22 protein-coding genes and 1 pseudogene are annotated in these 23,405 nt (G+C 65.9%); 4 read left to right on the top strand and 19 right to left on the bottom strand.

What is annotated here, in order from left to right; genetic code table 11:
• Positions 1-37: 37 nt before the first annotated feature.
• The 9 genes from tatC to DY467_RS00165 form a co-directional block, all read right to left on the bottom strand.
• A complete protein-coding gene (gene tatC / locus DY467_RS00205; protein ID WP_164633572.1) occupies positions 38-841 on the bottom strand; it encodes a twin-arginine translocase subunit TatC in 804 nt (267 codons plus the stop codon).
• Positions 838-1,374, bottom strand: coding sequence for a Sec-independent protein translocase protein TatB (gene tatB / locus DY467_RS00200; protein WP_164633571.1), 537 nt, complete (start codon positions 1,372-1,374; stop codon positions 838-840). Before tatB ends, tatC begins: the two co-directional genes overlap by 4 nt.
• A 188-nt stretch (positions 1,375-1,562) precedes the next feature.
• Positions 1,563-1,799, bottom strand: a complete 237-nt coding sequence (locus DY467_RS00195) for a twin-arginine translocase TatA/TatE family subunit (protein ID WP_011158398.1) — start codon at positions 1,797-1,799, stop codon at positions 1,563-1,565.
• A gap of 146 nt (positions 1,800-1,945) precedes the next feature.
• Complete coding sequence (scpB, locus tag DY467_RS00190) at positions 1,946-3,199, bottom strand: SMC-Scp complex subunit ScpB (protein ID WP_164633570.1); 1,254 nt, start codon at positions 3,197-3,199, stop codon at positions 1,946-1,948.
• A gap of 20 nt (positions 3,200-3,219) precedes the next feature.
• Positions 3,220-4,053 (bottom strand): segregation and condensation protein A, encoded by an 834-nt coding sequence (locus DY467_RS00185; protein WP_107344754.1) that lies wholly within the window; start codon positions 4,051-4,053, stop codon positions 3,220-3,222.
• Positions 4,050-5,075 carry a beta-N-acetylhexosaminidase gene (gene nagZ, locus DY467_RS00180; protein WP_164633569.1) on the bottom strand — a complete coding sequence of 342 codons (1,026 nt, stop codon included), beginning with the start codon at positions 5,073-5,075 and terminating at the stop codon, positions 4,050-4,052. The genes DY467_RS00185 and nagZ overlap by 4 nt, the downstream gene beginning before the upstream one ends.
• Positions 5,076-5,123: 48 nt before the next feature.
• Complete coding sequence (locus DY467_RS00175; protein ID WP_164633568.1) at positions 5,124-6,746, bottom strand: SPOR domain-containing protein; 1,623 nt, start codon at positions 6,744-6,746, stop codon at positions 5,124-5,126.
• Positions 6,747-6,848: 102 nt separating this feature from the next.
• Positions 6,849-8,642, bottom strand: a complete 1,794-nt coding sequence (argS, locus tag DY467_RS00170; protein WP_164633567.1) for an arginine--tRNA ligase — start codon at positions 8,640-8,642, stop codon at positions 6,849-6,851.
• Positions 8,643-8,693: 51 nt separating this feature from the next.
• Complete coding sequence (locus tag DY467_RS00165) at positions 8,694-9,908, bottom strand: deoxyguanosinetriphosphate triphosphohydrolase (protein ID WP_164574228.1); 1,215 nt, start codon at positions 9,906-9,908, stop codon at positions 8,694-8,696.
• Between the two features lie 106 nt (positions 9,909-10,014).
• Here DY467_RS00165 and erpA point away from each other — a divergent pair, with 106 nt between their 5' ends.
• From erpA to DY467_RS26740, 3 genes and pseudogenes are all read left to right on the top strand, one after another.
• The gene (gene erpA / locus DY467_RS00160; RefSeq protein WP_164633566.1) at positions 10,015-10,347 is read left to right on the top strand and encodes an iron-sulfur cluster insertion protein ErpA; all 333 of its coding nucleotides are present in this window, start codon (positions 10,015-10,017) and stop codon (positions 10,345-10,347) included.
• Positions 10,348-10,576: 229 nt separating this feature from the next.
• Positions 10,577-11,590 carry a cache domain-containing protein gene (locus DY467_RS00155; protein ID WP_164633565.1) on the top strand — a complete coding sequence of 338 codons (1,014 nt, stop codon included), beginning with the start codon at positions 10,577-10,579 and terminating at the stop codon, positions 11,588-11,590.
• Positions 11,587-12,651, top strand: a pseudogene (locus DY467_RS26740) (ligand-gated ion channel). The gene DY467_RS00155 and the pseudogene DY467_RS26740 overlap by 4 nt, the downstream one beginning before the upstream one ends.
• Positions 12,652-12,677: 26 nt before the next feature.
• On the opposite strand, the gene DY467_RS00145 reads toward DY467_RS26740, so the two are convergent.
• The 3 genes from DY467_RS00145 to DY467_RS00135 form a co-directional block, all read right to left on the bottom strand.
• Positions 12,678-13,415: a hypothetical protein gene (locus DY467_RS00145; RefSeq protein WP_164633564.1), complete on the bottom strand. Its 738-nt coding sequence runs from the start codon at positions 13,413-13,415 to the stop codon at positions 12,678-12,680.
• Positions 13,416-13,536: 121 nt separating this feature from the next.
• Positions 13,537-14,496 (bottom strand): hypothetical protein, encoded by a 960-nt coding sequence (locus DY467_RS00140; RefSeq protein ID WP_164633563.1) that lies wholly within the window; start codon positions 14,494-14,496, stop codon positions 13,537-13,539.
• Between the two features lie 164 nt (positions 14,497-14,660).
• The gene (locus tag DY467_RS00135; RefSeq protein ID WP_164633562.1) at positions 14,661-14,996 is read right to left on the bottom strand and encodes a helix-turn-helix domain-containing protein; all 336 of its coding nucleotides are present in this window, start codon (positions 14,994-14,996) and stop codon (positions 14,661-14,663) included.
• A gap of 182 nt (positions 14,997-15,178) precedes the next feature.
• Between DY467_RS00135 and xth the strand changes: the two genes are divergently transcribed.
• Entirely contained in the window at positions 15,179-15,970 is a 792-nt protein-coding gene (xth, locus tag DY467_RS00130; protein ID WP_164633561.1) for an exodeoxyribonuclease III, read from the top strand.
• A gap of 147 nt (positions 15,971-16,117) precedes the next feature.
• Here xth and DY467_RS00125 read toward each other — a convergent pair whose 3' ends face one another.
• The 7 genes from DY467_RS00125 to pdhA form a co-directional block, all read right to left on the bottom strand.
• A complete protein-coding gene (locus DY467_RS00125) occupies positions 16,118-16,939 on the bottom strand; it encodes a tetratricopeptide repeat protein (protein WP_164633560.1) in 822 nt (273 codons plus the stop codon).
• Positions 16,926-17,369 (bottom strand): hypothetical protein, encoded by a 444-nt coding sequence (locus DY467_RS00120; RefSeq protein WP_164633559.1) that lies wholly within the window; start codon positions 17,367-17,369, stop codon positions 16,926-16,928. Before DY467_RS00120 ends, DY467_RS00125 begins: the two co-directional genes overlap by 14 nt.
• Before the next feature lie 231 nt (positions 17,370-17,600).
• Positions 17,601-19,022 carry a dihydrolipoyl dehydrogenase gene (lpdA, locus tag DY467_RS00115; protein ID WP_164633558.1) on the bottom strand — a complete coding sequence of 474 codons (1,422 nt, stop codon included), beginning with the start codon at positions 19,020-19,022 and terminating at the stop codon, positions 17,601-17,603.
• A gap of 72 nt (positions 19,023-19,094) precedes the next feature.
• Positions 19,095-20,480, bottom strand: a complete 1,386-nt coding sequence (locus DY467_RS00110) for a pyruvate dehydrogenase complex dihydrolipoamide acetyltransferase (RefSeq protein WP_164633557.1) — start codon at positions 20,478-20,480, stop codon at positions 19,095-19,097.
• A gap of 12 nt (positions 20,481-20,492) precedes the next feature.
• Complete coding sequence (locus DY467_RS00105) at positions 20,493-20,789, bottom strand: DUF5076 domain-containing protein (RefSeq protein WP_107344767.1); 297 nt, start codon at positions 20,787-20,789, stop codon at positions 20,493-20,495.
• A 4-nt stretch (positions 20,790-20,793) separates the two neighbouring features.
• Positions 20,794-22,203 carry a pyruvate dehydrogenase complex E1 component subunit beta gene (locus tag DY467_RS00100; RefSeq protein WP_164633556.1) on the bottom strand — a complete coding sequence of 470 codons (1,410 nt, stop codon included), beginning with the start codon at positions 22,201-22,203 and terminating at the stop codon, positions 20,794-20,796.
• 58 nt (positions 22,204-22,261) lie between these two features.
• A complete protein-coding gene (gene pdhA / locus DY467_RS00095) occupies positions 22,262-23,296 on the bottom strand; it encodes a pyruvate dehydrogenase (acetyl-transferring) E1 component subunit alpha (RefSeq protein ID WP_164633555.1) in 1,035 nt (344 codons plus the stop codon).
• Between the last annotated feature and the right edge of the window lie 109 nt (positions 23,297-23,405).

Here is a 23,405-nt window from a genome sequence, read left to right as displayed (position 1 = left end):
GCCAAAGCGGCAACTAACAATCACGAGCGGGGAAGGCTCAAGCCGCCGGGGTCGACGAGTCCGAGGTGTTCGACGCCTCCGCCGCAGCGCGCTTCTTTTCGACCATCGAAACCGCGATGATGGAGCCTTCGTACAGCAGCAGCAGCGGGATCGCGAGCGAAGCCTGGCTGATCACATCGGGCGGCGTCAGCACCGCGGCGATGATGAAGGCGCCGACGATGAAGTAGCGTCGCTTCTCCTTGAGCTGCTTGGCGGTGAGCACGCCGATCCGCCCGAGCAGCGTCAGGATCACCGGCAATTGGAACGCCAGGCCGAACGCGAAGATCAGCGACATCATCAGCGACAGATATTCGCCGACCTTGGGCAGCAGCTGGATCTGCGCGGTTTCGGTGCCGCCCATCTGCTGCATACCGAGCGAGAACCGCACCAGCATCGGCAGCACCAGGAAGTACACCACCAGCGAGCCGAGCAGGAAGAAGCCCGGCGTGGCGATCAGGTACGGCACGAAAGCGTTGCGCTCGTGCTTGTAGAGGCCCGGCGCGACGAACTTGTAGATCTGGGTGGCGATGATCGGAAACGAAATGAAGCCGGCGCCGAACATCGCCAGCTTGAGCTGGGTGAGGAAGTATTCGAGCAGCGCGGTGTAGATGAACTTGGAGTTCTCCGGCCCCGCGACCCAGACGAACGGCCAGACCAGCACGTTGTAGATCTGCTTGGCGAAGAAGAAGCAGAAGATGAACGCGACGCCGAAGCCGAGCAGCGCCTTGATCAGCCGCGACCGCAGCTCGATCAGGTGGTCCATCAGCGGCGCCTTGGAAGCCTCGATATCCTCGGCACTCATGACGCTTTGGCGTCCTTGGCCGGCTCGGGATGCGCAAGATCCGGCGGCGCGGCATCAGGCGTGGCAAGCGCATGGGTTTCGGCGGCGACCGGCAGGTTCGCCGGCTCGGCGGCCTGCGCCTCGCTGACGATCGCCAGCGGCTCGGACGCCGCTGCATCGTGCTGGGTCGCTTCGACGAAGGTCTCCGCAGTCGGTTGGGCCGGCGTCGTCGGCTCGGTCGGCGGGGTATCGATGTTGGTGGCCTTGTCGAGCGCCATGGCGTCGGTGACCTGGCTCGACAGCTTGGTGAGCATGTTGTTGGTCGACAGCCCGCTGGTGGCTTCCTTGACCTCGTCGAACGACTTCTTGAGGTCGGCCATCTCGGCCTCGCGCATCGCTTCCTGGAACTGACCCTGGAATTCGGTGGCGAGCCGGCGCGCCTTGCCCATCCACTGCCCGACCGTGCGCAGCACGCCCGGCAGTTCCTTGGGGCCGATCGCGATAAGCGCGACCACCCCGATCACCATCAGTTCACTCCACCCGATGTCGAACATGAAACGTGCCGACTATGCCTCAATGCGCCCGCGCAACTGCCGGGACGCTTCCGGGCGCGCCCCGCCGTCCCCGCGATGCGCTCACCCTTGGGTCATCCGGCGGCGCGTGCCGTCGCCGGATCAAGCGGCCCCGGCGCGGCGATGCCGCACGGGGCTCGAAGACGGATCAGGCGCGTTGCGACCGCGCTTCAGACCGCCTTGCTGCCGACGTCGGTGCGGTTGGTCGCGCCGGGCGTCGAGGTGTGGTCGATCGACTTCACCGGCTCGGACTTTTCGGCCGTCTTTTCATCGTCCTGCAAGCCCTTCTTGAAGGACTTGATGCCCTGGGCGACGTCGCCCATCAGGTCCGAAATCTTGCCACGACCGAACAGCAGCAGGACGACCGCGATAACGACGATCCAGTGCCAGATACTGAGTGAACCCATCCTGCCTTCTCCCGAAACTCGACCGGCGCGCCAGCCCTATTCACTTGCGAAGCTAGGTGAAAGAGCCGCCCGAAACAAGGATTTAAGCTGTCGCAACGGCGAGTTGATCGCCGCTGATCCAGTTCCTTTCGAGGCGTAGCGCCGACTTACTGGTGCTGATCATCCTCGCCGTGGGCGTCGTGCTCGGCGCCCTCGTCGGAGCCTTCCGGCTCAGCGGTATCGAGTTCCGGAGCCTCGGTCTGGTCGGCCTCGTCTTCGTCGGTTTCGAGGTCGTCAGACGCGACCAGTTCCACTTCGACGGTCTCGATCTCGATGCTGACGTCCTCCTCGGCATCGAAATCGCCAGAGTCGGCCTGTTCGGCTTCCAGCTCGGGATCGTCGACTTCGCCGACTTCGGCCGCGTGGTCGATCTCGCCGGTCTCGTCGGCCTCCTCGGTCTCGGCGAAGCCGGTTTCGGCCTCGGCCTCATCGTCGGAGGTCTCGGCAAAGCCGGTTTCGACCTGTTCGGCGTCGTCATCCGCGGTCTCGGCGAAACCGACCTCCGGCGCGGCCGCATCCTGCTCTGCGGCTTCGGCAACGCCCAGCTGGGCTTCGCCGGTCTCCGCGGTGCCGGTGGCCTCGGCGGTCTCCGGCGCGGCAGCTTCGGCGGCCGCGGCTTCGCCCTCCAGATCCAGCTCGGGGTCGGCTTGCGGCGCCAGCGCCAGATCGAGATCGCCGGGCTCGAGCGGGTCTTCGTCTTCGCGCAGCGCCGGATCGTCCGACGGCGTCGGCACGCTGAAGCCGGTCGGCAGACGGGTGTCGAGCAGGCCGGTGCCCTTGAGTTCTTCGAGGCCCGGCAGGTCGGTAAGCGACTCCAGGCTGAACTGCGACAGGAACGCTTCGGTGGTGCCGAAGGTCAGCGGCCGGCCCGGCGTCTTGCGACGGCCGCGCGGCTTGATCCAGCCGGTCTCCAGCAGCACGTCGAGCGTGCCCTTCGAGGTCGCCACGCCGCGGATCTCTTCGATCTCAACCCGGGTGATCGGCTGGTGATAGGCGATGATCGCCAGCATCTCGATCGCGGCACGCGACAGCTTCCGCGTTTCGGTGGACTCGCGCGTCATCAGCCAGGCGAGATCGCCGGCGGTGCGGAACGTCCACTTGTTGGCAATGCGGACGAGATTCACGCCGCGACCGGCGTAGTCCTCCTGCAACTGCTTCAGCGCGACCTTGACGTCCACGCCTTCCGGCATGCGCTTGGCGAGCGCAGCCTGATCGAGCGGCTCAGGGGACGCGAACAGCAGGGCTTCGAGCAGACGCAGCTCCTCGGGCCGGGACTGCGGCTGCTGTTCGGCGCTGTCATCAGCGAGATGTTCGACCGGCTGTTCGAACTCCACGATGCGCTTCTCCGCCAGACTTGCCATGGCTCGGTCTCCTTCTTCCACTACCCGACCGGAGCATCCGGTAAGGCTGCCGCTTCCATCGCTGGAGACGGCGGACGCTTACGAAAATACAAAGGCGCCAAGGGGCCCGACTGATGCAGCTCGACTTCGCCCTCGCGCACCAGTTCGAGCGCGGCCGCGAAGCTCGACGCCAGCACGGTGGCGCGCTGGGTCGGATCGGGCATGTAGCGCAGCAGATATTCGTCGAGCCGGCTCCAATCCTCGGCGAGCCCGACCAGGCGCTCCAGCGACGCGCGCGCTTCGCTCAACGACCACACCGTGCGCTTGGCGAGATGCACGGTGGTGAGCACGCGCGACTGACGCTGCGACGCGTAGGCACTGAGCAGGTCGTACAGCGTCGCCGTGAATTTCGGATGCTTGATCTCGGCGATCTCTTCGACCTGACCGCGCGGGAAGATGTCGCGATTGAGCTGGGCGCGGGTCATCAGCCGGTTGGCGGCTTCGCGGATCGCTTCGAGGCGGCGCAGCCGGTTGGCCAGCGCGTTCGCCATGTCTTCGGCGCTCGGACCTTCCTGGGCCGGCGGCTCCGGCAGCAGCAGGCGCGACTTCAGGAAGGCGAGCCACGCCGCCATCACCAGATAGTCGGCGGCGAGTTCGAGCCGGATCTTCCGCGCTTCTTCGATGAACAGCAGATACTGATCGGCGAGCGCCAGGATCGAGATCTTATGCAGGTCGACCTTCTGCTGCCGCGCCAGCGTGAGCAGAAGGTCGAGCGGGCCTTCATAGCCCTCGACGTCGATGACGAGCGCGTCGTCCTGGTCGGCCTGCTGCTCGACAGGCCGGCCAGTCTCGAATTGCAGAATCTCAGCGGTCATGCGCCCACCTTTGCGCGGCCGATCAATGCGTCGAGTTCGGCACGCGCCGCCGCGCGGTCGAACGGCTGGGGAGCATGGCGGGCGGCCAGCGCCGCCTCGGCGCGTGCCAGCGCCCTGCCCTGAAGCTCCGGAGTCTCGGCCACCACCTGGCGCATCTCGTCGAGCTTGCCGTTGCAATGCAGGACGACGTCGCACCCCGCCGCGACGATCGCGCGGGTACGCTCGGCGATGCTGCCGGCCAGCGCGTTCATCGAGACGTCGTCGCTCATCAGCAATCCTTGGAACCCGATCGATTCGCGAATCACCTGGTCGATGATTGTCGCAGAAGTGGTCGCGGGTTGGGCGGCATCGAGCGCGCTAAACACAACATGTGCAGTCATCGCCATCGGCAGATCCGCGAGCGGCCGGAACGCGGCGAAGTCGGTGCGGTCGAGTTCCTCGCGCGCCGTGTCCACCGTCGGCAGGCGATGATGGCTGTCGGCGGTGGCGCGGCCATGACCGGGGATATGCTTGAGCACCGGCAGCACGCCGCCCTGCGCCAGGCCGTCGGTGACGGCGCGGGCGATTGCCGCGACCTTGTCCGGGCTGGTGCCGTAGGCGCGGTCGCCGATCACCGCATCGGCGCCGGCGATCGGCACGTCGGCCAGCGGCAGGCAGTCAACGGTGATACCGAGCGCGGCGAGATCGTCCGCAATCAGCCGGGCGCTCAGCCGCGCCGCGGTCAACCCGGCCTCGGGATCGATGTCGTAGAGCGCGGAGAACACTGCGCCCGGCGGATACACCGGCCAATGCGGCGGTCCCAGCCGCTGCACCCGGCCACCTTCCTGGTCGATCAGGACCGGCGCGTCCGGGGAATCCACGGTTCCACGCAATTCTTCAACCAGCGCTTTGACTTGCGCCGCGTTGTCGACATTACGCTTGAACAGGATGAAGCCCCAGGGACGAGATTCGCGGAGAAATCCGCGCTCATCGTCGCTGAGGCTTAAGCCGGCAATACCGGTGATGAAAGCGCGCGGTGCCATACATGGCCGCTTAGCCCGCGCGCGCCTCCAGGGTCAAGGAAACCGCCGTTAATTCCTCTGGACGACGCACTGTCCGCCAGCACTTTTTAGGTTGCCGCAGACCTGTTGGGCCTGCTCGGCGGACGAAAACGGTCCGACCATCGCGCGGTAGTAGGTGCCCTTGCTGCCGAGATCCACCCGCTTGATCAGCGGCGGCTGCGATCCAAGCACGGAGGGGAACTTGCTCTGCAGGCTGCGGTACGACGCCTTGGCGTCCGCCTCGTTGCGCTGCGACGACACCTGCACGACGTACCCGCCGGAGGTGGCGGCCGGCTCTGACGCAGGCGCCGAGGCGACGCGCTGCGGTCGCGGCGCTGCGGTCTCGGCTGAATTCGGCGACAGCGACAGCGGCGCATTACCGGCCGAGGCGTTGGCGTCGGCAACGCCGCGTGCGGGCGTCCGGGCGGCAGGCGCCGCGGTGCGGGCCGCACCGGCTGGCTGAGCCGCCGCATCGGCCTGATCCGGGCGGATGCTGTAGGTCTTGATCTTCCGCGGCTCGTCACCCGCCAGCGTGCCGTTGTTCGGCGGCGGCGTCAGGTTCGGCTTGGCACCGGGCGCAACGCTGGCGACCGGCGGCGGATTGGGGTTCTGGTTGAGCTGCGGCAGCACGACCCGCGGGCCCGAGCCGGGCATCCGCGACGGATCGGCGGCCGGCTGCTCTTCCCGCGACACCAGCGCTTCGACGCCATTGCTGGACGCGAGGCGATCCTGGATCGGCTTGCCGGCGTTGTCGTTGGACGGGCCCGGAATCTTGGTCGGGCTGGTATCAGCCTTGATCACCGGCGGCTCGCCGGTGCGGGTCGTGCCGGCGAAGGTACGATACGCCAGCGCGCCACCAGTGCCGACCACCGCGAGCGCGAGGATCCCCACCACCGTCAGCATCGTATTGCGGCGCGGCTTCAGCGCGCGCTGATCGGCCTGATCGTCGTAGCCGTCTTCGTATCCGTACGGCGCCTCCTGATAGCCACCGATCGGCGCGGGGTCGGCCGGAAGCTGGCCATACAGCGCCTCGTCGTAGCGATCGGGCTCCAGCGACGTCGCGGGAAGCGGCTCGAATGGCGGGTCGTAGTGCACGCGATCCGGCGGCGGCAGATCGAGCTGACGCTGCTCCGGCGGCGCCGGATCGAACCGCGGATCGAGCGAGCGCAGATCCATCGCCGGCTGCTCGATCGGCCGCATCTGCAGCGGGTTCGGATCGATCGGCGGCTGGATCGCCGGCGCGCGCTCGAAGCTCGGAGCCTCAGCGCGGCGCGGCGGTGCCGCATTGATGAACGACGGCGGCCGGCTGAAATCCGGCTCCGGCGCAAAGGTCGGTTCCTGGGTGCGCGCCGGCTCAGGCGCGCGCGGCGTCTGGCGATGCTGCATCCACGACGGCATCGGCGGCGGCGACAACTCGTCCTCGGCCTGCGACGGCACCGGACGGCTGGCGCGGAAATCGGTGGAGCGCGTCTGCGGCGCAACCGGCGGTGCCGGCTCGGTGCGCGGAGCGGTCTGGCCGAACGGATCGGTCTGACCGATCAGGCGCGCGAGCTCGGCGAGCGGATCGTTTTCCGGCTTCTGCGGATAGCGGGACGACGCCCGGCTGTCGTCATCGTCCAGCGGAAAAGGTCGGCTCTGATATCGATCCGTCATCGTGATGTCGCGTCCCATTCGGGAAAGCTGCCCAAGGCGCCCTCGCAGACGACACGGCCGCTCTCACAAGCCGCTCCAGATCCCCATCTGACGGCCGATCCCCTATCGCATCTCGTCCGGCGCAGTGACGCCGAGAATGGCGAGCCCCGAGGCCAAAACCGAGACGACGCCTTGGACCATCGCCAAGCGCGCCCTGGTAATCTCTGCATCATTATTGATAATGAAGCGTAAATGAGGCAAATCGCGGCCATGCGTCCAAAGCGCATGAAACTCGCTCGCGAGCTCATTGAGATAAAACGCGATTCTGTGCGGCTCGTGAGCCTGGGCGGCGGCTTCGACGATCCGCGGATAGAGCGCAAGTCGCTTCAATAGTTCGAGCTCGGCAGGATCGTTCAGACGCTCCAGCGGCGCCTGCCGCAGCATCGCCGCCCGCGCCTTCGAATCCTCGGGCAGATCCGGTACAACCTCCCGCGCGTTGCGGAAGATCGAATGGCCGCGCGCGTGGCCGTACTGAACATAGAACACCGGATTGTCTTTCGACTGCTCGATCACCTTGGCGAGGTCGAAGTCGAGCACCGCATCATTCTTGCGGAACAGCATCATGAAGCGGACAGCGTCGGAACCAACCTCATCCACCACTTCACGCAACGTGACGAAGTCGCCGGCCCGCTTCGACATCTTCACCGGCTCGCCGTTGCGCAGCAGCCGCACGAGCTGAACGATCTTGACGTCGAGCGCGCCCTTCCCGGCCGTCACCGCCTGGATCGCGGCCTGCATCCGCTTGATGTAGCCGCCGTGGTCGGCGCCCCAGACGTCGACCATGTTGGCGAAGCCGGCGTCGAACTTGACCTTGTGATAGGCGATGTCGGACGCGAAGTAGGTATAGGAGCCGTCCGACTTCAGCAGCGGCCGATCGACGTCGTCGCCATAGGCGGTGGCGCGGAACAGCGTCTGTTCGCGATCCTCATAGTCCTCCACCGGTGCGCCCTTCGGCGGCGGCAGCCGGCCCTGATACACGTCGCCCTTGGCACGCAGGAACTCGATTGTCTCGGCGACGCGGTTGCGGCCGCCCTCGATCAGCGAGCGCTCCGAGAAGAATACCTCGTGGGTGATGTTCAGCGCGGCAAGGTCGCCCTTGATCGCTTCCATCATCATCGCGATCGCCTTGGCGCGGACGGTCGGCAGCCACTGGGCTTCCGGCAGCTCCTTGAGCGCCGCGCCGTGCTCGGCCTTCAGCGCCTCGCCGACCGGCTTGAGGTAATCGCCCGGATACAGCCCTTCGGGAATTTCACCGATCGCCTCGCCGAGCGCTTCGCGGTAGCGCAGGAAGGCGGAGCGTGCCAGCACATCGACCTGTGCGCCGGCGTCGTTGATGTAGTACTCGCGGGTGACGGCAAAGCCCGCGGTATCGAGCAGATTGGCCAGCGCATCGCCGAACACCGCGCCGCGGCAGTGGCCGACATGCATCGGCCCGGTCGGATTGGCCGAGACGTATTCGACGTTGACCTTCTCACCGCCGCCGATGCTACTGCGGCCGTAACCTGTGCCGGCGTCGAGCACGGCGCGCAGCGCCTCCGCCCACACCGCCGGCTTCAGCGTCAGGTTGATGAAGCCAGGGCCGGCGATCGCCACCTGATCGATCAGCTCCTCGGCGCGCAGCTTGTCGGCGATCTTGTCGGCGAGGTCGCGCGGCTTGGCCTTGGCGTCCTTGGCCAGCACCATCGCCGCATTGGTCGCCATGTCGCCGTGGGAGGCGTCCTTGGGCGGCTCGACCACGATACGCGACAGGTCGATCCCGGCGGGCAGCGCGCCCTCTTCGATCAGCGCCCCGCACACAGCGTGCACGCGCGACAGGAGACGGGCGAAAAGATGCGTGGACATCGGGAGCTCGGCCATATCTGACAAGGGGAAAATGGAGCGGCCGTTTCGGGCCGGTCGAGGCGCCGCCTAACGCAAATCCGGGGTCGAGTCAAAAAGCCGCTGATGCTCGGCGAGCGCGTAACGGTCGGTCATCCCGGCGATGAAATTGCGAATCCGCAGCAGCCGGTCGGCTTCGCACTCGGCCACCGGGCCGTTGGCCGGCAGCCAGTCCGGCGGCAGGTCCGACGGATGGTCGCAATAGCGCTGAAACAGGTCGGCGACGATCGCCTCGGCGTCGCGCATCACCTTCATCACCCGCTCGGCGCGGTACATCCGGGTCCACAGGAACGCCTTGATCTCGGCTTCGGCTTTGGCCGTCTCGGCCGGAAACGCGACCAGCGCCCGCTCCGCACGGCGAACGTCGTCCGCCGAACCTGGCCCCGCTTCGCTGATCCGGCGCTCCGCCTCGGCCGCGACCGCGCCGATGAAGTGCGAGATCAGTTCGCGCACCAGCTCGGCGCCGCGCCGGCCGTCGTCAAGTCCCGGATAGCGCTTATCGATCGCGGCGATGATCCGCGCCACCAGCGGCACCTCCACCAGATCGTCGATGCCGAACAGCCCGGCGCGCAGGCCGTCGTCGATGTCGTGGGCGTCGTAGGCGATGTCGTCGGCAATCGCCGCGACCTGGGCCTCCAGCGAGGCGAAGCTCCACAGCTGCAGATCGAAGCGCTGGTTGAACTCGGTGATGCCGCGCGGCACGCCATGCTCGGCATAACGCGGCAGCGGCGCGCCGGCGCGGTCGGTCAGCGGGCCGTTGTGCTTGACCACGCCTTCCAGCGTCTCCCAGGTCAGGTTGAGCCCGTCGAACTCGGGATAGCGGTGTTCGAGTGCCGTCAGCACCCGCAGCGTCTGCGCATTGTGGTCGAAGCCGCCGGCATCCTTCAGGCAGGCATCGAGCGCCCGCTCGCCGGCGTGGCCGAACGGCGGATGGCCGAGGTCGTGGGCGAGCGCGAGGGTTTCGGTGAGATCTTCATCCAGCCCGAGCTGACGCGCCAGCGCGCGGGCGATCTGCGCCACTTCGAGGCTGTGGGTCAGCCGGGTTCGGTAGTGATCGCCTTCGTGAAACACGAAGACCTGGGTCTTGTGCTTCAGCCGGCGAAACGCGTTGGAATGGATGACGCGGTCGCAATCGCGGCGAAACGCACTGCGGGTCCGGCTCGGCGGCTCATGGAATTGCCGGCCGCGGCTGTGGTCCGGATCGCAGCCAAAAGCTGCACGGGGAGCTGCCATACCGACCGACACGCGCGCGACTCGTCCTTCAACGTTTGATTCTGCGGTGCGGCGCACTTAACTATTGTTGGCAAAGAAATCCAATGACGGGCCCTGCCCAACGACACGGAGCGGCGAGATGACGGAATCGAGCGTCACCATCAGCGAACGCGCGGCGCGCCGGATCGGCGAAATCCTCAAGGGCGAAGGCCAGGGCGCGATGCTGCGGATCAGCGTCGAAGGCGGCGGTTGCTCCGGCTTCCAGTACAAATTCGACGTCGACCGCACCAAGACCGAGGACGATCTGGTGATCGCCAGGGATGGCGCGGTGGTGCTGGTCGATTCCGCCTCGGTGCCGTTCCTCGCCGGCTCGGAAGTCGACTTCGTCGACGACCTGATCGGCGCCTCGTTCCGGGTCAACAACCCGAATGCCACCGCCTCCTGCGGCTGCGGCACCAGCTTCTCGATCTGACGACCTTACCGACAGGACGGTTGCGGCGGCTGGGTGGCACCCGCAGCCGTTGGCTTTGAGACGCTAGGTCAAGACAAACGTCCCCTGCCGTACCTTCTGCTCTTGGTTCCGGTTCCCAATTCCGCTAAGGCGCGGCCAAAGAACCCTCCGAACGACCTTTTGGCAGCGCGCGATGCCCCGCGCGCTGCGCGCCATGTCGAGGATGGGTCAACAGCCCCCGGAAACCTCGATGTCGTCGCCTCTCAGCGTTCCCCGTGTGCCTCTGCGCGTCTCCAGCGTCCAAGCCGGCATGATCACAGCGCTGGTGCTGGCGCTGAGCTTCGGCGCGATGCTCGCCCTCACCTTCTCGATGCAGAACGACGTGATCGCGCGCGACCGCGATCACCAGATGGCGGCGGTCAGCCAGGCGATCACCGCCGCGCTCGACGAAGCCGGACGGTTCGCGCTGACCCAGGCGGAGACCACGGCGCGGCAGCGCGCCGTCGCGCGCGCGCTTGCCGCCGGTGACCGCGCCGCGCTGACAGAGCTCACGGCCGCGCCCTATGCGTATCTGAAAAGCCAGGGCGTGCCGGTATTCGGCTTTCACGCCGCCGACATGACCTATCTGTTGCGGCTGCATCTGCCGGACAAGTTCGGCGACGACCTGACGAAGTTTCGGCAGATGGTGCTCGCCGCCAACAAGACGCGGCGCTCGCAGGTCGGCTTGGAGATCGGCGTCGCCGGCACCTTCGTACGCGGCATCGCGGTGATCAACGATGGCGACCGCTTCGTCGGCACCGTCGAGGCCGGCCTCAACCTCGAGCCGATCCTCGAACAGGTGAAGACGCTGACCAATGCCGACATCGCGGTGGTGCTGAGCCAGTCGCTCGCCGAGCTGCCGCCGCGCGGGCCCGGCGACAAGGGAGAACAATTCGGCGACCTGATCGCACTCGCCTCGACCGATACGCCGCTGTTCACCGGTCTGTTGCGCGACGGCGCGATCCGCCTCGCCCGAACCCGCGAGATCAGCCCGTATCGGATCGGTGGCGAAACCGGCGCGATCCTGGTGCAGCCGTTGATCGACTTCTCCGGCCGGATGATCGGCAACATCGCAGCGGTAAAGAGCTTCCCGTCGCACGGCGCAGCATTGCAGCGGACCCGGATCGAACTGATCGCGGCGGCGCTGATCGGCACCGTGCTCGCCTTTGTCGCCTTCTCGGTGTTGGCCCGGATGCTGAGGCCGCGCGATGAGGCGCAGGCATGAGGTCACTGCTCGCGGCTCTACTGATCGTTTTCGTTGCGCTGTGCGGAGCACCCGCATCCGCCGCTGGGGCGCAGTCGGAAGGGCTGCCCGAAGGCGTCGAGCTGCCGGTCAAGGTCCGCATCGGCCTGCGCGTACTCGACATCACCGAAATCCGCGAGGTGATCGGCCGCGCGCGGCTGTACATCGAAGTCACCCAGCGCTGGACCGATCCGCGCCGGCGGTTCGATCCGCTCGACGCCGGCACCTCGCGGATCGACCGCGTCGGCGCCGAAGCGCGGCAGTATATCGCCGGGATCTGGACGCCGGGTCTGGCGATCGACAATCAGCTCGGCGAGCCCCGTGCCAAGGCCGACGCCGTCTCGGTCTATTCGGACGGCAGCGTCGTGCTGGTGGAACGCTAGGAGGCCGATTTCCGGGTCGGCGTCGACATGGCGGCGTTTCCATTCGACCGCCAGCGGCTGTCGCTGTCGTTCTCGCTGCCGCGCTACGCCAAGCAGGACGCGATGCTGGTGACCACCGAGACCGACCGGCTGTTCTCGCGGATCGAACCGAAACTATCGGTGATCGATTGGCGCCCGCTCGACCTGACGTTCTTCTACGACGAAGCAGCCGGCTGGAACGCGCGGGCGTATTCGCGGCTGAACGCGACCGTCGGGATCGAGCGGCTGTCGGAGCGCTATCTGCTGCGGCTGTTCATCCCGATCGTCTCGACCTTGGCGGTGTCGCTGTTCGTGCTGTGGATCCCCGGTACCGCCCCCAAGGATCACGGCAGCCTGGTGTTCTCCGCCCTGCTGGCGCTGGCCGCGATCAGCTTCACCTACGAGGCGAGCTTCCCCGGCTCGATCTCGCTGAACACGCCGATCGCGAAGATCATTTCGCTCGGCTATTTCTATCTCGTGGTGGTCGTGCTGATCGACGCGCTGCTATGGAAGCCGCGCAGCGATCCGGCCTCGCGCTATCACGTCCTCGCCATGGGACTGCGTTCGCACTGCCGCTGGGCGCTACCGTCGATCATGGTGATCGTCTGCCTCGCGCTGGTGTTGCGGGGACTGCCGGGATAGCAGAGCGTTTTCGCGCGGCGCGCGCGTCAGGACGTTGTAAATTCGGACTTCACGACCAGACCGAGCTTGCCGTCCTTGAGGCGCGCGGCCACCATGTTTTTCACCGTCCAGGTGCCATCGGCATTGTAGCTGACATCGAACGCCGTGTAGCCCGCCGCGGCATCGCACAGCGCTGCGGTCGGCGACAGGGATGCAAAGCTCAACACCGTGCCGGCGACGTACTTGCCGGTCTGGACGTAGAATTTCAGCGACGGGGCGCAGTCGAGCCGAGCATTCGGCGGCGCTGTCACGAAATTGGACAGCAGGACCCCGCCGGCGAGCGACTGCATGGCCACGCCGGCGTTGTAGTTGGTCAGCGTCGGGTCGAACACCGCGGTGACGATCCGGAACGCGCCGACCGGCACGTCGTCTGTCGACGTCGGCATCGACAGGCCGAGCGACGGCGACACCGACATCGTCGTGGTGTTGTTGATCGGCGTCCCTTGCGCCGGCGTCAGCTCGATCGCGCGAAGAGCGCCCGCCTGCCCGACCGGTTGGCCCGGCGTTGGCGGGGCAATCTGCTGCTGAACGCCGGCAAAGGATTTCGGCGTGAACATAAAACTGAGCACCGCGCCGGACGTGGTGTAAGGCAGCAAAGGCTGACCGCACAGGCTGCTGACATAGACCTGAACGGCGGTCGAATACTGCGCGGGCTGCTGGAAGAAGCAGAAATCCTGCGAAGTATCGCTGTTATTCTTGAGATTGATGGTGATCGTCGTCGCCATGACTGTCGCGTCGCTTCCGTCGTCTTCGTCAACGCGAATGGCCGGAGGCGCCATCGCCTCCGGCCGTGACTAAGCAGTACCGCCGGTTCAGGCTTTAACCGACCAAGAGCTTAGCTCGCTCTTAGTCGAACACCGCGGTATTTCCGGTGATATCCGTGCAGGTCAAACCCTGATACCGGCCACCGGCCGGGCCGACCTGGTAGTCGCGATTCAGAATGATCGCTCCCGGCGCCGTGAGGTTGGTCACGGTAATCGGGCGCAGGAAGTTCGCCGCCTGGCCCGTCGACACAACTGCCGTACCTGCCTCGTTGAGAACCTCCGCGGCCTGGGCCGCCGCGTTCAGCTCGGTCGTGAAGGAAGACTTCTCGAGCAGACCGCGGCTGCCGTTGGCGAGCTGAGACACCGCCATGTTCTTCACCGTCCAGGTGCCGTTGTTGTTGTAGCTGACGTTGAACGTGGTGAAGCCAGGGGTGGCGTCGCAGAGCGCCGCGCCCACCGACGACGAGGTGAAGTTCATCACCGTTCCGGCGGTGTAGGTGCCGGTCTGAACGTAGAATTTGATGATCGGCTGACAGTCCAGATTGGTGTTCGGCTGAGCGGTGACGAAGTTCGACAGCGTGATGGCGCCGGTCAGTGATTGCACCGCCGAGCCCGCGCTGTAGTTCATCAGCACCGGGTCGTACACCGGCGTGATGATCCGGAACGAACCGGCCTGCGGACCATCGGTCGAAGTCGGTACGGTCAGGCCCAGTGATGGATCAACCGTCATGTTTGTGGTGTTCTTCGTCGGCGTACCGCCGGACGCAGGCGTGAGCTCGATCGGCTGAATCGCGCCGAGCTGCCCGGACGGCTGCCCTACCTGCGGCGGATCCACCTGCTGCTGCACGCCGGCGTAGTACTGCAGGATCATAGTGAAGCTCAGCACCGACCCCGAGGTCGCATACGGCAGCAGCGTCTGACTGTAGAGGCTGTTGGTGTAGACCTTGGGGCCGCCGGAATAGACGGCCGGCTGCTGGAAGAAGAAGAAATTCTGTGTCGAAGCGCTGTTGTTTGTGACGTTGATGGTGATCTTGGTGGCCATGATGGTCCCTCCTGGCGGGCTACGGGGTGGGGTTGAACCCTCGGACTTTTTGCAACCGGGGGTTGTGTAACCGTAACGCAGGCAGGCATCGCGAAATGCAACTTATGATTGCATTGCGTGCAAACTACAGCCGCTCAACTTGCGCGGGCGGCAACTTCGGGCGCTCAGAGGTCCGTGACCTCGGGGAATAACGAGGCTATGAAGGCAATCAGGAGCGTCTTGGAGCGCTCCGACATCCGCATCTCGGCTCGCCGGACGCAGCTGACGAGTCTCGAATCAGCCGGCTCGGCACGCGGCTGGAGGGCGTGGCCGTCGATCCGGCCGCGGCCGGTCAGGAACCAGTCCAGCGAGATGTCGAGAACGCCGCACAGCAGCACGGCGTGATCGACCGAGATCGGGCCGTTGTTCTTCCAGCGGGTCACGGTGCTTTCGTTGACGCCCATGGCGAAGGCCAAGGCATGTTGCTTGGTCATGCCCCTGAGCTGCATGGCTTCGACCATCCGTGCTCCGCGACTCGACATGCCCGGCGCTCCGCTCTCGGCTGTTCGCGCTGCCGTGGACGATCGCGCAGCGCTTAAAGCGACTGCCGCGCTGGATTTGCGTCCGACGCGGATTGCTCTATCACAGCGCTGCACGGCACGATCTGCCGCGGCGCAAATCATCCCGGGCAACGGACGGCGCGATGCGGATTGCGACTTGGAACGTCAACTCGGTCCGGCAGCGGCTGGACCATCTGGTCAGCTGGCTGCAGGACTGCCAGCCCGACGTGGTCTGCCTGCAGGAAATCAAATGCGTTGACGAGGCGTTTCCGCGCGAGCCGATCGAGGCGCTCGGCTACAACGTCGTCACCCACGGCCAGAAGACCTTCAACGGCGTGGCGCTGCTGTCGAAATATCCGCTGGAAGAAGCCAATCCGGGCCTCGCCGGCGACGACGCCGACGTCCATGCCCGGTTTCTCGAAGGTGTGGTGTCTTTGAAGCGCGGCGTCGTCCGCGTCGCCTGCCTGTACCTGCCGAACGGCAACCCGGTCGGCACCGAGAAGTATCCCTACAAGCTGAGCTGGATGGCGCGGCTGCGCGACTATGCCCAGCAGCGGCTGAAGACCGAGGAGCCGCTGATCCTGGCCGGCGATTTCAACGTCATCCCGCAGCCGGAGGACGTCCATAATCCGGCCGCCTGGACCGAGGACGCGCTATTCCGCCCGGAGACCCGCGAGAGCTTCCAGACCCTGCTCGGCCTCGGCCTCACCGACGCCCTGCGTGCCACCACCGATGCGCCCGGCCAGTACACCTTCTGGGACTACCAGGCCGGCGCCTGGCAAAAGAACTGGGGGCTGCGGATCGACCACCTGCTGCTGTCGCCGCAGGCCGCCGACCGGCTGCGCCACGTCGGCATCGACAGCTATGTGCGCAATTGGGAAAAGCCCTCGGACCACGTCCCGGTCTGGGCGGATCTCGACCTCGAAGCACCGTAACGACGTACGCGCAAATCTGAGTGGCATTCGGAGGCGCCGCCGCGCAGCGGCGGCCTCGAAGGATGGCCGAAGGCCCTGCGCTCACCGTCGCTATCGACGGCTCGCGTCGTTCGCCACCTCTGGAGACGGCGAACGTGGCGGGATCAATCAGTCCCGGCGGCCCTGGACCCAGTGCTCGAGCATCTGCAGCGCCATCACCCGGTCGTCGTCGGACGCCTTGGAGAAGGCCTTGTTGTAGCTGTCCTTGATCCAGGCCTCTTCCGGCGTCGCGGCATCGCGGGCCAGGGTCAGCCACATCAGGCCGCGGGCGGCCTGGCGGGGCAGCTTCTCGCCGTTGAACAGCAGCTGGCCTAGCATGGCCTGAGCCTGGTGCTGGCCCTTCTGGGCGGCGAGGCCGAGCCAGCGCGCGCCATAGCGGAAGTCGCGCGGCACGCCGACGCCGTCGATGTACAGCCGCGCGAGATCGTACTGAGCGTCGGCATTGCCGAAATACGAGGCGGCGTAGGAGAACATCTCGCGCGCCCGCTCCGGATCGCGCTTGACCTTCGAATTCGGGATGCCGTCGAGATAATAGCGGCCGAGCGCCACAAAGGCGTTGGCGACGATCGCGGCCTGCGGCGCCGACGGGCTGTCCTCGGCGTGGGCGTTGGCGATCTTGCTGAAATAGTCGAACGCGCGCAGATCGTCCTGGTCGACGCCGTTGCCGTCGGCATACATCTTCCCGAGCCGCCACTGCGCGATCGGGTGACCGCCTTCGGCGGCATACTGCAAGGCGGTGAGCGAAGTGGTCGAGGGCGCCGCCGGCAGCGCCTTCTTCAGCGCCGGCGCGGTGGCCGGCTGGCTGGTGGCGACCGGGATGGCGGTGTCCTCCGGGCGAACCGGGGTGCCTTCGAACGCAGCCGCCGGGACGGCGCTCGCTCCTGCGCCGATCAGCAACGCGGCAAAAACGCTACTCTTAAAATTCCGCATCGCACATCTCGCGGGTCACCCCCGGTGTGGTCGCAACGACCCGCCGGCTTTCCATCCAACACGCTCCCGCCCTCTCCTCTGTCGCGGCAACACCCGTTTCGGACGGGTCGGTTGCCAACGCTGCGGCGGTCAAATTTCTGTCACGGCCGCGACCGGCCGTCGGCTGTTCGACGGTCAGGTGATCGCACCTTATGTGGCCATGATTGCGCAAGATCGTCGCCGGGAGCTGGGCAACCTCACCATCGCCCTGCTGTTTGGCGAGATGACGGCCGAGCCGCTGCAAATCCGCGGCAGACAGTGACTTTTTGAAGACGTGAAGTTGGGAGCCGAGGCCGAGCAGGCCCGCACTAACCGCTCCCGACAGGTTCGCGGCGCCGCCAGTGACCTGGTGGCTCGTCGGCATCGACCTCATCGGCGTCGTGGCGAACATTCGCGAACTCGTCTTTCCGGCCGCCTCGCTATCGGGCTTCCGGACCCTCCCGGTAAGACCATCGACCTGCGCTCGGCTTAGGTCTGATGATCTCATTGACCGGTGTGGCCAAAAAGCGGCGTGTGCAAGAGCGACCGTCAAAGACGGTTAAATGATGCGGAACTGTTGCGACATAGCAACAAGAGTGTCCTGGCGGACACCCTTTTCAGGTGCACTTAGTAGCCGCTGGGGTCAGGCGTTGAGCACCTTGCCGTAGGCGTCGAGCACGGCTTCCTTCATCATCTCCGACAGGGTCGGATGCGGGAAGACGGTGTGCATCAGCTCTTCCTCGGTGGTTTCGAGGTTCATCGCCACCACGTAGCCCTGGATCAGCTCGGTGACTTCGGCGCCGATCATGTGCGCGCCCAAGAGCTGCCCAGTCTTCTTGTCGAAGATCACCTTGACCAGGCCCTGGTCCTCGCCGAGCGCAATCGCCTTGCCGTTGGCGGTGAACGGGAAGCGGCCGACCCGGATCTCCCGGCCCTGCTCCTTCGCCTTGGCCTCTGTGAGGCCCACGGAGGCGATTTGAGGCTGGCAGTAGGTGCAGCCCGGGATCAGGCTCTTGTCGAGCGGATGCGGATGCAGGCCCTTGATGGCCTCGACACAGATCACCCCCTCATGCTCGGCCTTGTGCGCCAGCATCGGCGGCCCGGCGACGTCGCCGATCGCATAGATGCCGGGGACATTGGTCTTGCCGAGCCCGTCGGTGACGATGGTGCCGCGATCGAGCTTCACCCCGAGCTTGTCGAGGCCGAGATTCTCGACATTGCCGACCACGCCGACCGCCGAGATCACACGGTCGAATTCGGCAGTCTCCGGCTTGCCGTTGCCGGGATCGATGGTGGCAACGACGCTATCTGCCTTCTTGTCGAGCTTGGTGACCTTGGCGCCGGTCAGGATCTTGATGCCCTGCTTCTCGAACCGCTTGCGGGCGAGCGCGGCGATCTCGGCGTCCTCGACCGGGAGAATCTGCGGCAACACCTCGACCACGGTGACCTTGGCACCCATGGTGTGGAAGAACGAGGCGAACTCGATGCCGATCGCGCCTGAGCCGACCACCAGCAGCGACTTCGGCATCACTTCCGGCACCATCGCCTCGAAATAGGTCCAGACCAGCTTCTTGTCCGGCTCGAGCCCCGGCAACACCCGCGGCCGCGCCCCGGTGGCGACGATGATGTGCTTGGCCTGATAGCTGCCCGGCGGCAGCGCGCCCTTCGGCACCTCGGTCTTGGAGGCAGCGACCGTGAGCTTGCCCGGCGCCTCGATGGTCGCCTGGCCCCAGATGATCGAAATCTTGTTCTTCTTCATCAGGAAGCCGACGCCGTCGTTCAGGCGCTTCGACACCCCGCGCGAGCGCTGCACGATCGCCTTCGGATCGAACGAGATGTTGTCGGCCGACAGCCCGTAATCCTTGGCGTGCTGCATGTAGTGATAGATTTCCGCCGAACGCAGCAGCGCCTTGGTCGGGATGCAGCCCCAGTTCAGGCAGATGCCGCCGAGATACGACTTCTCGACGATCGCAGTCTTGAACCCGAGCTGCGCCGCCCGGATCGCCGCGACATAGCCGCCTGGTCCGGAGCCGATGATGATGACGTCGAAGGAGGTGTCGGACATAACTACTCGCTCTTCTTCCCTTCACCCGGCCACAGGTGGCACCCTCTCCCACAAGGAGAGAGGGGAAGACGTTCACACCATCATCATCACGGGATTTTCGATCAGCGTCTTGAAGGCGCCGATCAGTTCGGCGCCGAGCGCACCATCGACGGCGCGGTGATCGCAAGACAGCGTCACGCTCATCATGGTGGCGATCTCGATCTTGCCGTCCTTGACGATCGGGCGCTGCTCGCCGGTGCCGACGGCCAGGATGGTGGCGTGCGGCGGGTTGATCACCGCGGTGAAGTCCTTGATGCCGAACATGCCGAGATTGGACACCGCGGTGGTGCCGCCCTGATACTCTTCGGGCTTCAGCTTGCGGGCGCGGGCGCGCGCGGCGAAGTCCTTCATCTGCGCCGAGATCGACGACAGCGACGCTGTCTCCGCACTGCGGATGATCGGGGTGATCAGCCCGCCCGGCATCGCCACCGCGACGCCGATATCGGAATGCTTGTGCTTCAGCATTCCGCCTTCGGTCCACGACACGTTGGCGTCGGGGACGCGCTGCAGGGCGATCGCCATCGCCTTGATGATGAAGTCGTTGACCGACAGCTTGTAGGCCGGCTTGCCGTCCTTGTCCTTCGGCGCGGCGGCGTTGATGTCCTCGCGCGCGGCGAGCAGCCGATCGAGGTTGCAGTCGATCGTCAGATAGAAATGCGGAATGGTCTGGGTCGACTGCGTCAACCTTTGCGCAATGGTCCGGCGCATGCCGTCGTGCGGCACGACTTCGTAGGAGCCTTCCGGATACAGCGCGCGGATTTGCTGATCCGACATCGCCGGCGCGATCGCCGGACCGGCCGCAGGGGCTGCCGCCGGCGACCTCAGGCCGCCGCCGCTCTTGGCCTGCTCGACGTCGCGGGCGATGACGCGGCCGTGCGGGCCGGTGCCGGTGACGCGGGCGATATCGATGCCGGCATCCTTCGCCATCCGCCGCGCCAACGGCGAGGCGAACACGCGGGCGCCGTTATGCGTGGCTTCGCCCTTCGAGACCGGCGCTGGCGCGCCCTCCTCAGGGCGAGGAGCTGGGTTTGTTGTTGGCTTTGTCGGAGCCTCTGTCTTGCCGCCCGCACTGCCCTCATCCTGAGGAGCCCGCGCAGCGGGCGTCTCGAAGGATGATGCTGGTGGCTTCGGCGCCTCGGCCTTGCCGGCTCCTGCCCCAGCCGCTTTCACGTCCTCGCCGTCCGCGGCCAGCACCGCGATCACGTCGTTGACCGGAACGTCCTGGGTGCCTTCGGGCACGATGATCTTGGCCAGCGTGCCTTCGTCGGCGGCCTCGACTTCCATCGTCGCCTTATCGGTCTCGATCTCGGCGATGACGTCGCCGCTTTTGACCTTGTCGCCCTCCTTCTTCAGCCACTTCGCAAGGTTGCCCTTCTCCATGGTCGGCGACAGCGCGGGCATCAGAATGTTGATCGGCATGAGGACAGAACCTTACTGCGGCCGTTCGGTGGTGGCGCCGGTGTCGGTCGGGCGCGACAGCTCGGCCTCGAACATCTCGACGATGCGCTCCAGCGCCTCGTCCTCGGTGTATTCGCTCTCGCGCGCATAGGCGCGCGCGGCGTGGCGGGCGATGTCGACCAGCAGCAGCCCCCACATCTCCGGATCTTCGAACGCGCGCATGAAAGCGATCGACAGACCGCCGTCGAGCACGAAGGCGCGCAGCACCTCGATCGCGTCTTCGCGGTTTGCGACGTCGGGCGGCAGCGGCTGTTGCTTGGGTCCGGTCATTGGCTCACCGATAGCAGACGGCTTTGGCGGCCTCGACCACCTCGGCGACGCTGGGCAGTGCCAGCTTTTCGAGATTGGCGGCATACGGCATCGGCACGTCCTTGCCGGATACGCGCGTCACCGGCGCATCCAAGTAATCGAACGCGTGCTCCATGATCCGGGCGGAGAGTTCGGCGCCGACGCCGTTCTGCTGCCAGCCCTCTTCGACCGTCACGGCGCGCCCGGTCTTCTTCACCGAGGCGATGATCGTTTCGGTGTCGAGCGGACGCAGCGTGCGCAGGTCGATCACTTCGGCCGAGATGCCGTCCTTCGCCAGTTCGTCGGCGGCTTTCAGCGTGTAGGTCATGCCGTGCGACCACGAGATCAGCGTGACATCCTTGCCCTCGCGGACGATGCGCGCCTTGCCGATCGGGATCACGTAGTCCTCGAGCTTCGGCACTTCGCCGTGCTGGCCGTACAGCATTTCGTGCTCGAGGAAGATCACCGGATTGGGATCGCGGATCGCCGCCTTGAGCAGGCCCTTGGCGTCGGCGGCCGAATACGGCGCCACCACCTTGAGGCCGGGGATCTGCGCGTACCAGGCCGAGTAGTCCTGGCTGTGCTGCGCGGCGACGCGCGAGGCGGCGCCGTTCGGGCCGCGGAACACGATCGAGCAGCCGAGCTGGCCGCCCGACATGTACAGCGTCTTCGCCGCCGAGTTGATGATCTGATCGATCGCCTGCATGGCGAAGTTGAAGGTCATGAACTCGACGATCGGCTTCAGCCCGGCAAAGCCGGCACCGACGCCGACGCCGGCAAAGCCGTGCTCGGTGATCGGAGTGTCGATCACGCGGCGGTCGCCGAATTCCTGCAGCAGTCCCTGCGTGACCTTGTAGGCGCCCTGATACTCGGCGACCTCTTCGCCCATCACGAACACGTCGGGATCGCGGCGCATTTCCTCGGCCATCGCGTCGCGCAGCGCTTCGCGGATCGTCACAGTCACCATCTCGGTGCCGGCCGGAATCTCCGGATCGGCAGCAGCCGACACCGTCGGTGCTTCGGGAGCGTGCTGCGCCGGCGTCGCTGCGGACTTGGCCTGTGAGGCTTCAGGCTCCGCCGCCGGCGGGGCCGATTGCGAGGCCTTGTTCTGCGCGGCCGGGTCCGACGCCTTGTCGGCATCAGCCGCGCTTTCGCCGTCACCGAGAATGGTGGCGATCGGGGTGTTGACCGCGACGTCGTTGGTACCTTCCGGGATCAGGATCTTGCCGAGCGTGCCTTCGTCGGCGGCTTCGACTTCCATCGTCGCCTTGTCGGTCTCGATCTCGGCGATGACGTCACCGCTTTTGACTTTGTCGCCTTCCTTCTTGAGCCATTTCGACAGGTTGCCCTTCTCCATGGTCGGCGACAGCGCGGGCATCAGAACTTGGATTGGCATTGGGGCTCCGCAGTCATTCAGTCAGGCGGGAAGCAGCCGCGACACGGCAAGGCGGGGATCAGCGATACACATCGGTGTACAGTTCGGACGGATCGGGTTCGGGATCGTGCTGCGCGAAGTCCGCCGACTCGTTGACGACCTTGCGTACCTCGGCATCGATCGCCTTCAGATCGTCTTCGGTCATATCCAGCGCGAGCAGACGCTTGCGGACCTGCTCGATCGGATCCTGATCGTTGCGGATCTTGTCGACTTCTTCGCGCGACCGATACTTCGCCGGGTCCGACATCGAGTGGCCGCGATAGCGATAGGTCTGCATCTCGAGGATGAACGGGCCGTTGCCGGCGCGGCAATGTGCAACCGCCGTGTCGCCGGCGGCCTTCACCGCACGCACGTCCATGCCGTCGACCTGCTCGCCCGGAATGTTGAACGACACGCCGCGCTTGGAGAAATCGGTCTGCGCCGAGGAGCGCGTCACCGAGGTGCCCATCGCGTAGCGGTTGTTCTCGATCACGTACACCACGGGGAGTTTCCACAACTCCGCCATGTTGAAGCTCTCGTACACTTGGCCCTGATTGGCGGCGCCGTCGCCGAAATAAGCGAGGCAGACGCGGCCATCGCCGCGATAGCGGTTGGCGAAGGCGATGCCGGTGCCGAGCGAGACTTGCGCGCCGACGATGCCGTGTCCGCCGAAGAAACTCTTCTCCCGGCTGAACATGTGCATCGAGCCACCCTTGCCCTTGGAGTAGCCGCCGCGGCGTCCGGTGAGTTCGGCCATCACGCCGTTGGCTTCCATGCCGCAGGCGAGCATGTGGCCGTGATCGCGATAACCGGTGATCACCTGATCACCTTCGCGCAACGCCATCTGCATGCCGACGACGACGGCTTCCTGACCGATATAGAGATGACAGAAACCGCCGATCGCACCCATGCCGTAGAGCTGACCGGCCTTCTCTTCGAAGCGGCGGATCAGCAGCATTTCACGAAAAGCGCCGAGCTCCTGTTCCTTGGTGAAAGGCGGCACGTTCGATGGTGTCGCTCCTCCAGCCTTGTCCTGTGCTGTTTCCTTCGCGGCGCTCTTCTTGGGTGCGGCCATGGCGATTCCGATTAGAGATGAGATGAGCCTCTCTATCGTAACTTATAGCGGCTTGAAAGGATCGCTATGTCGCTGCGCGCAAATCAATATGCCGCAGTGCAGCGACACG

Origin of the sequence: Rhodopseudomonas sp. BR0G17, from assembly GCF_010907025.1 — a bacterium.
In the GTDB taxonomy this organism is placed as follows: domain Bacteria; phylum Pseudomonadota; class Alphaproteobacteria; order Rhizobiales; family Xanthobacteraceae; genus Rhodopseudomonas; species Rhodopseudomonas palustris_H.
Note: the sequence above shows the minus strand (reverse complement) of the source record. Positions and strands in the feature narration are given on the sequence as shown.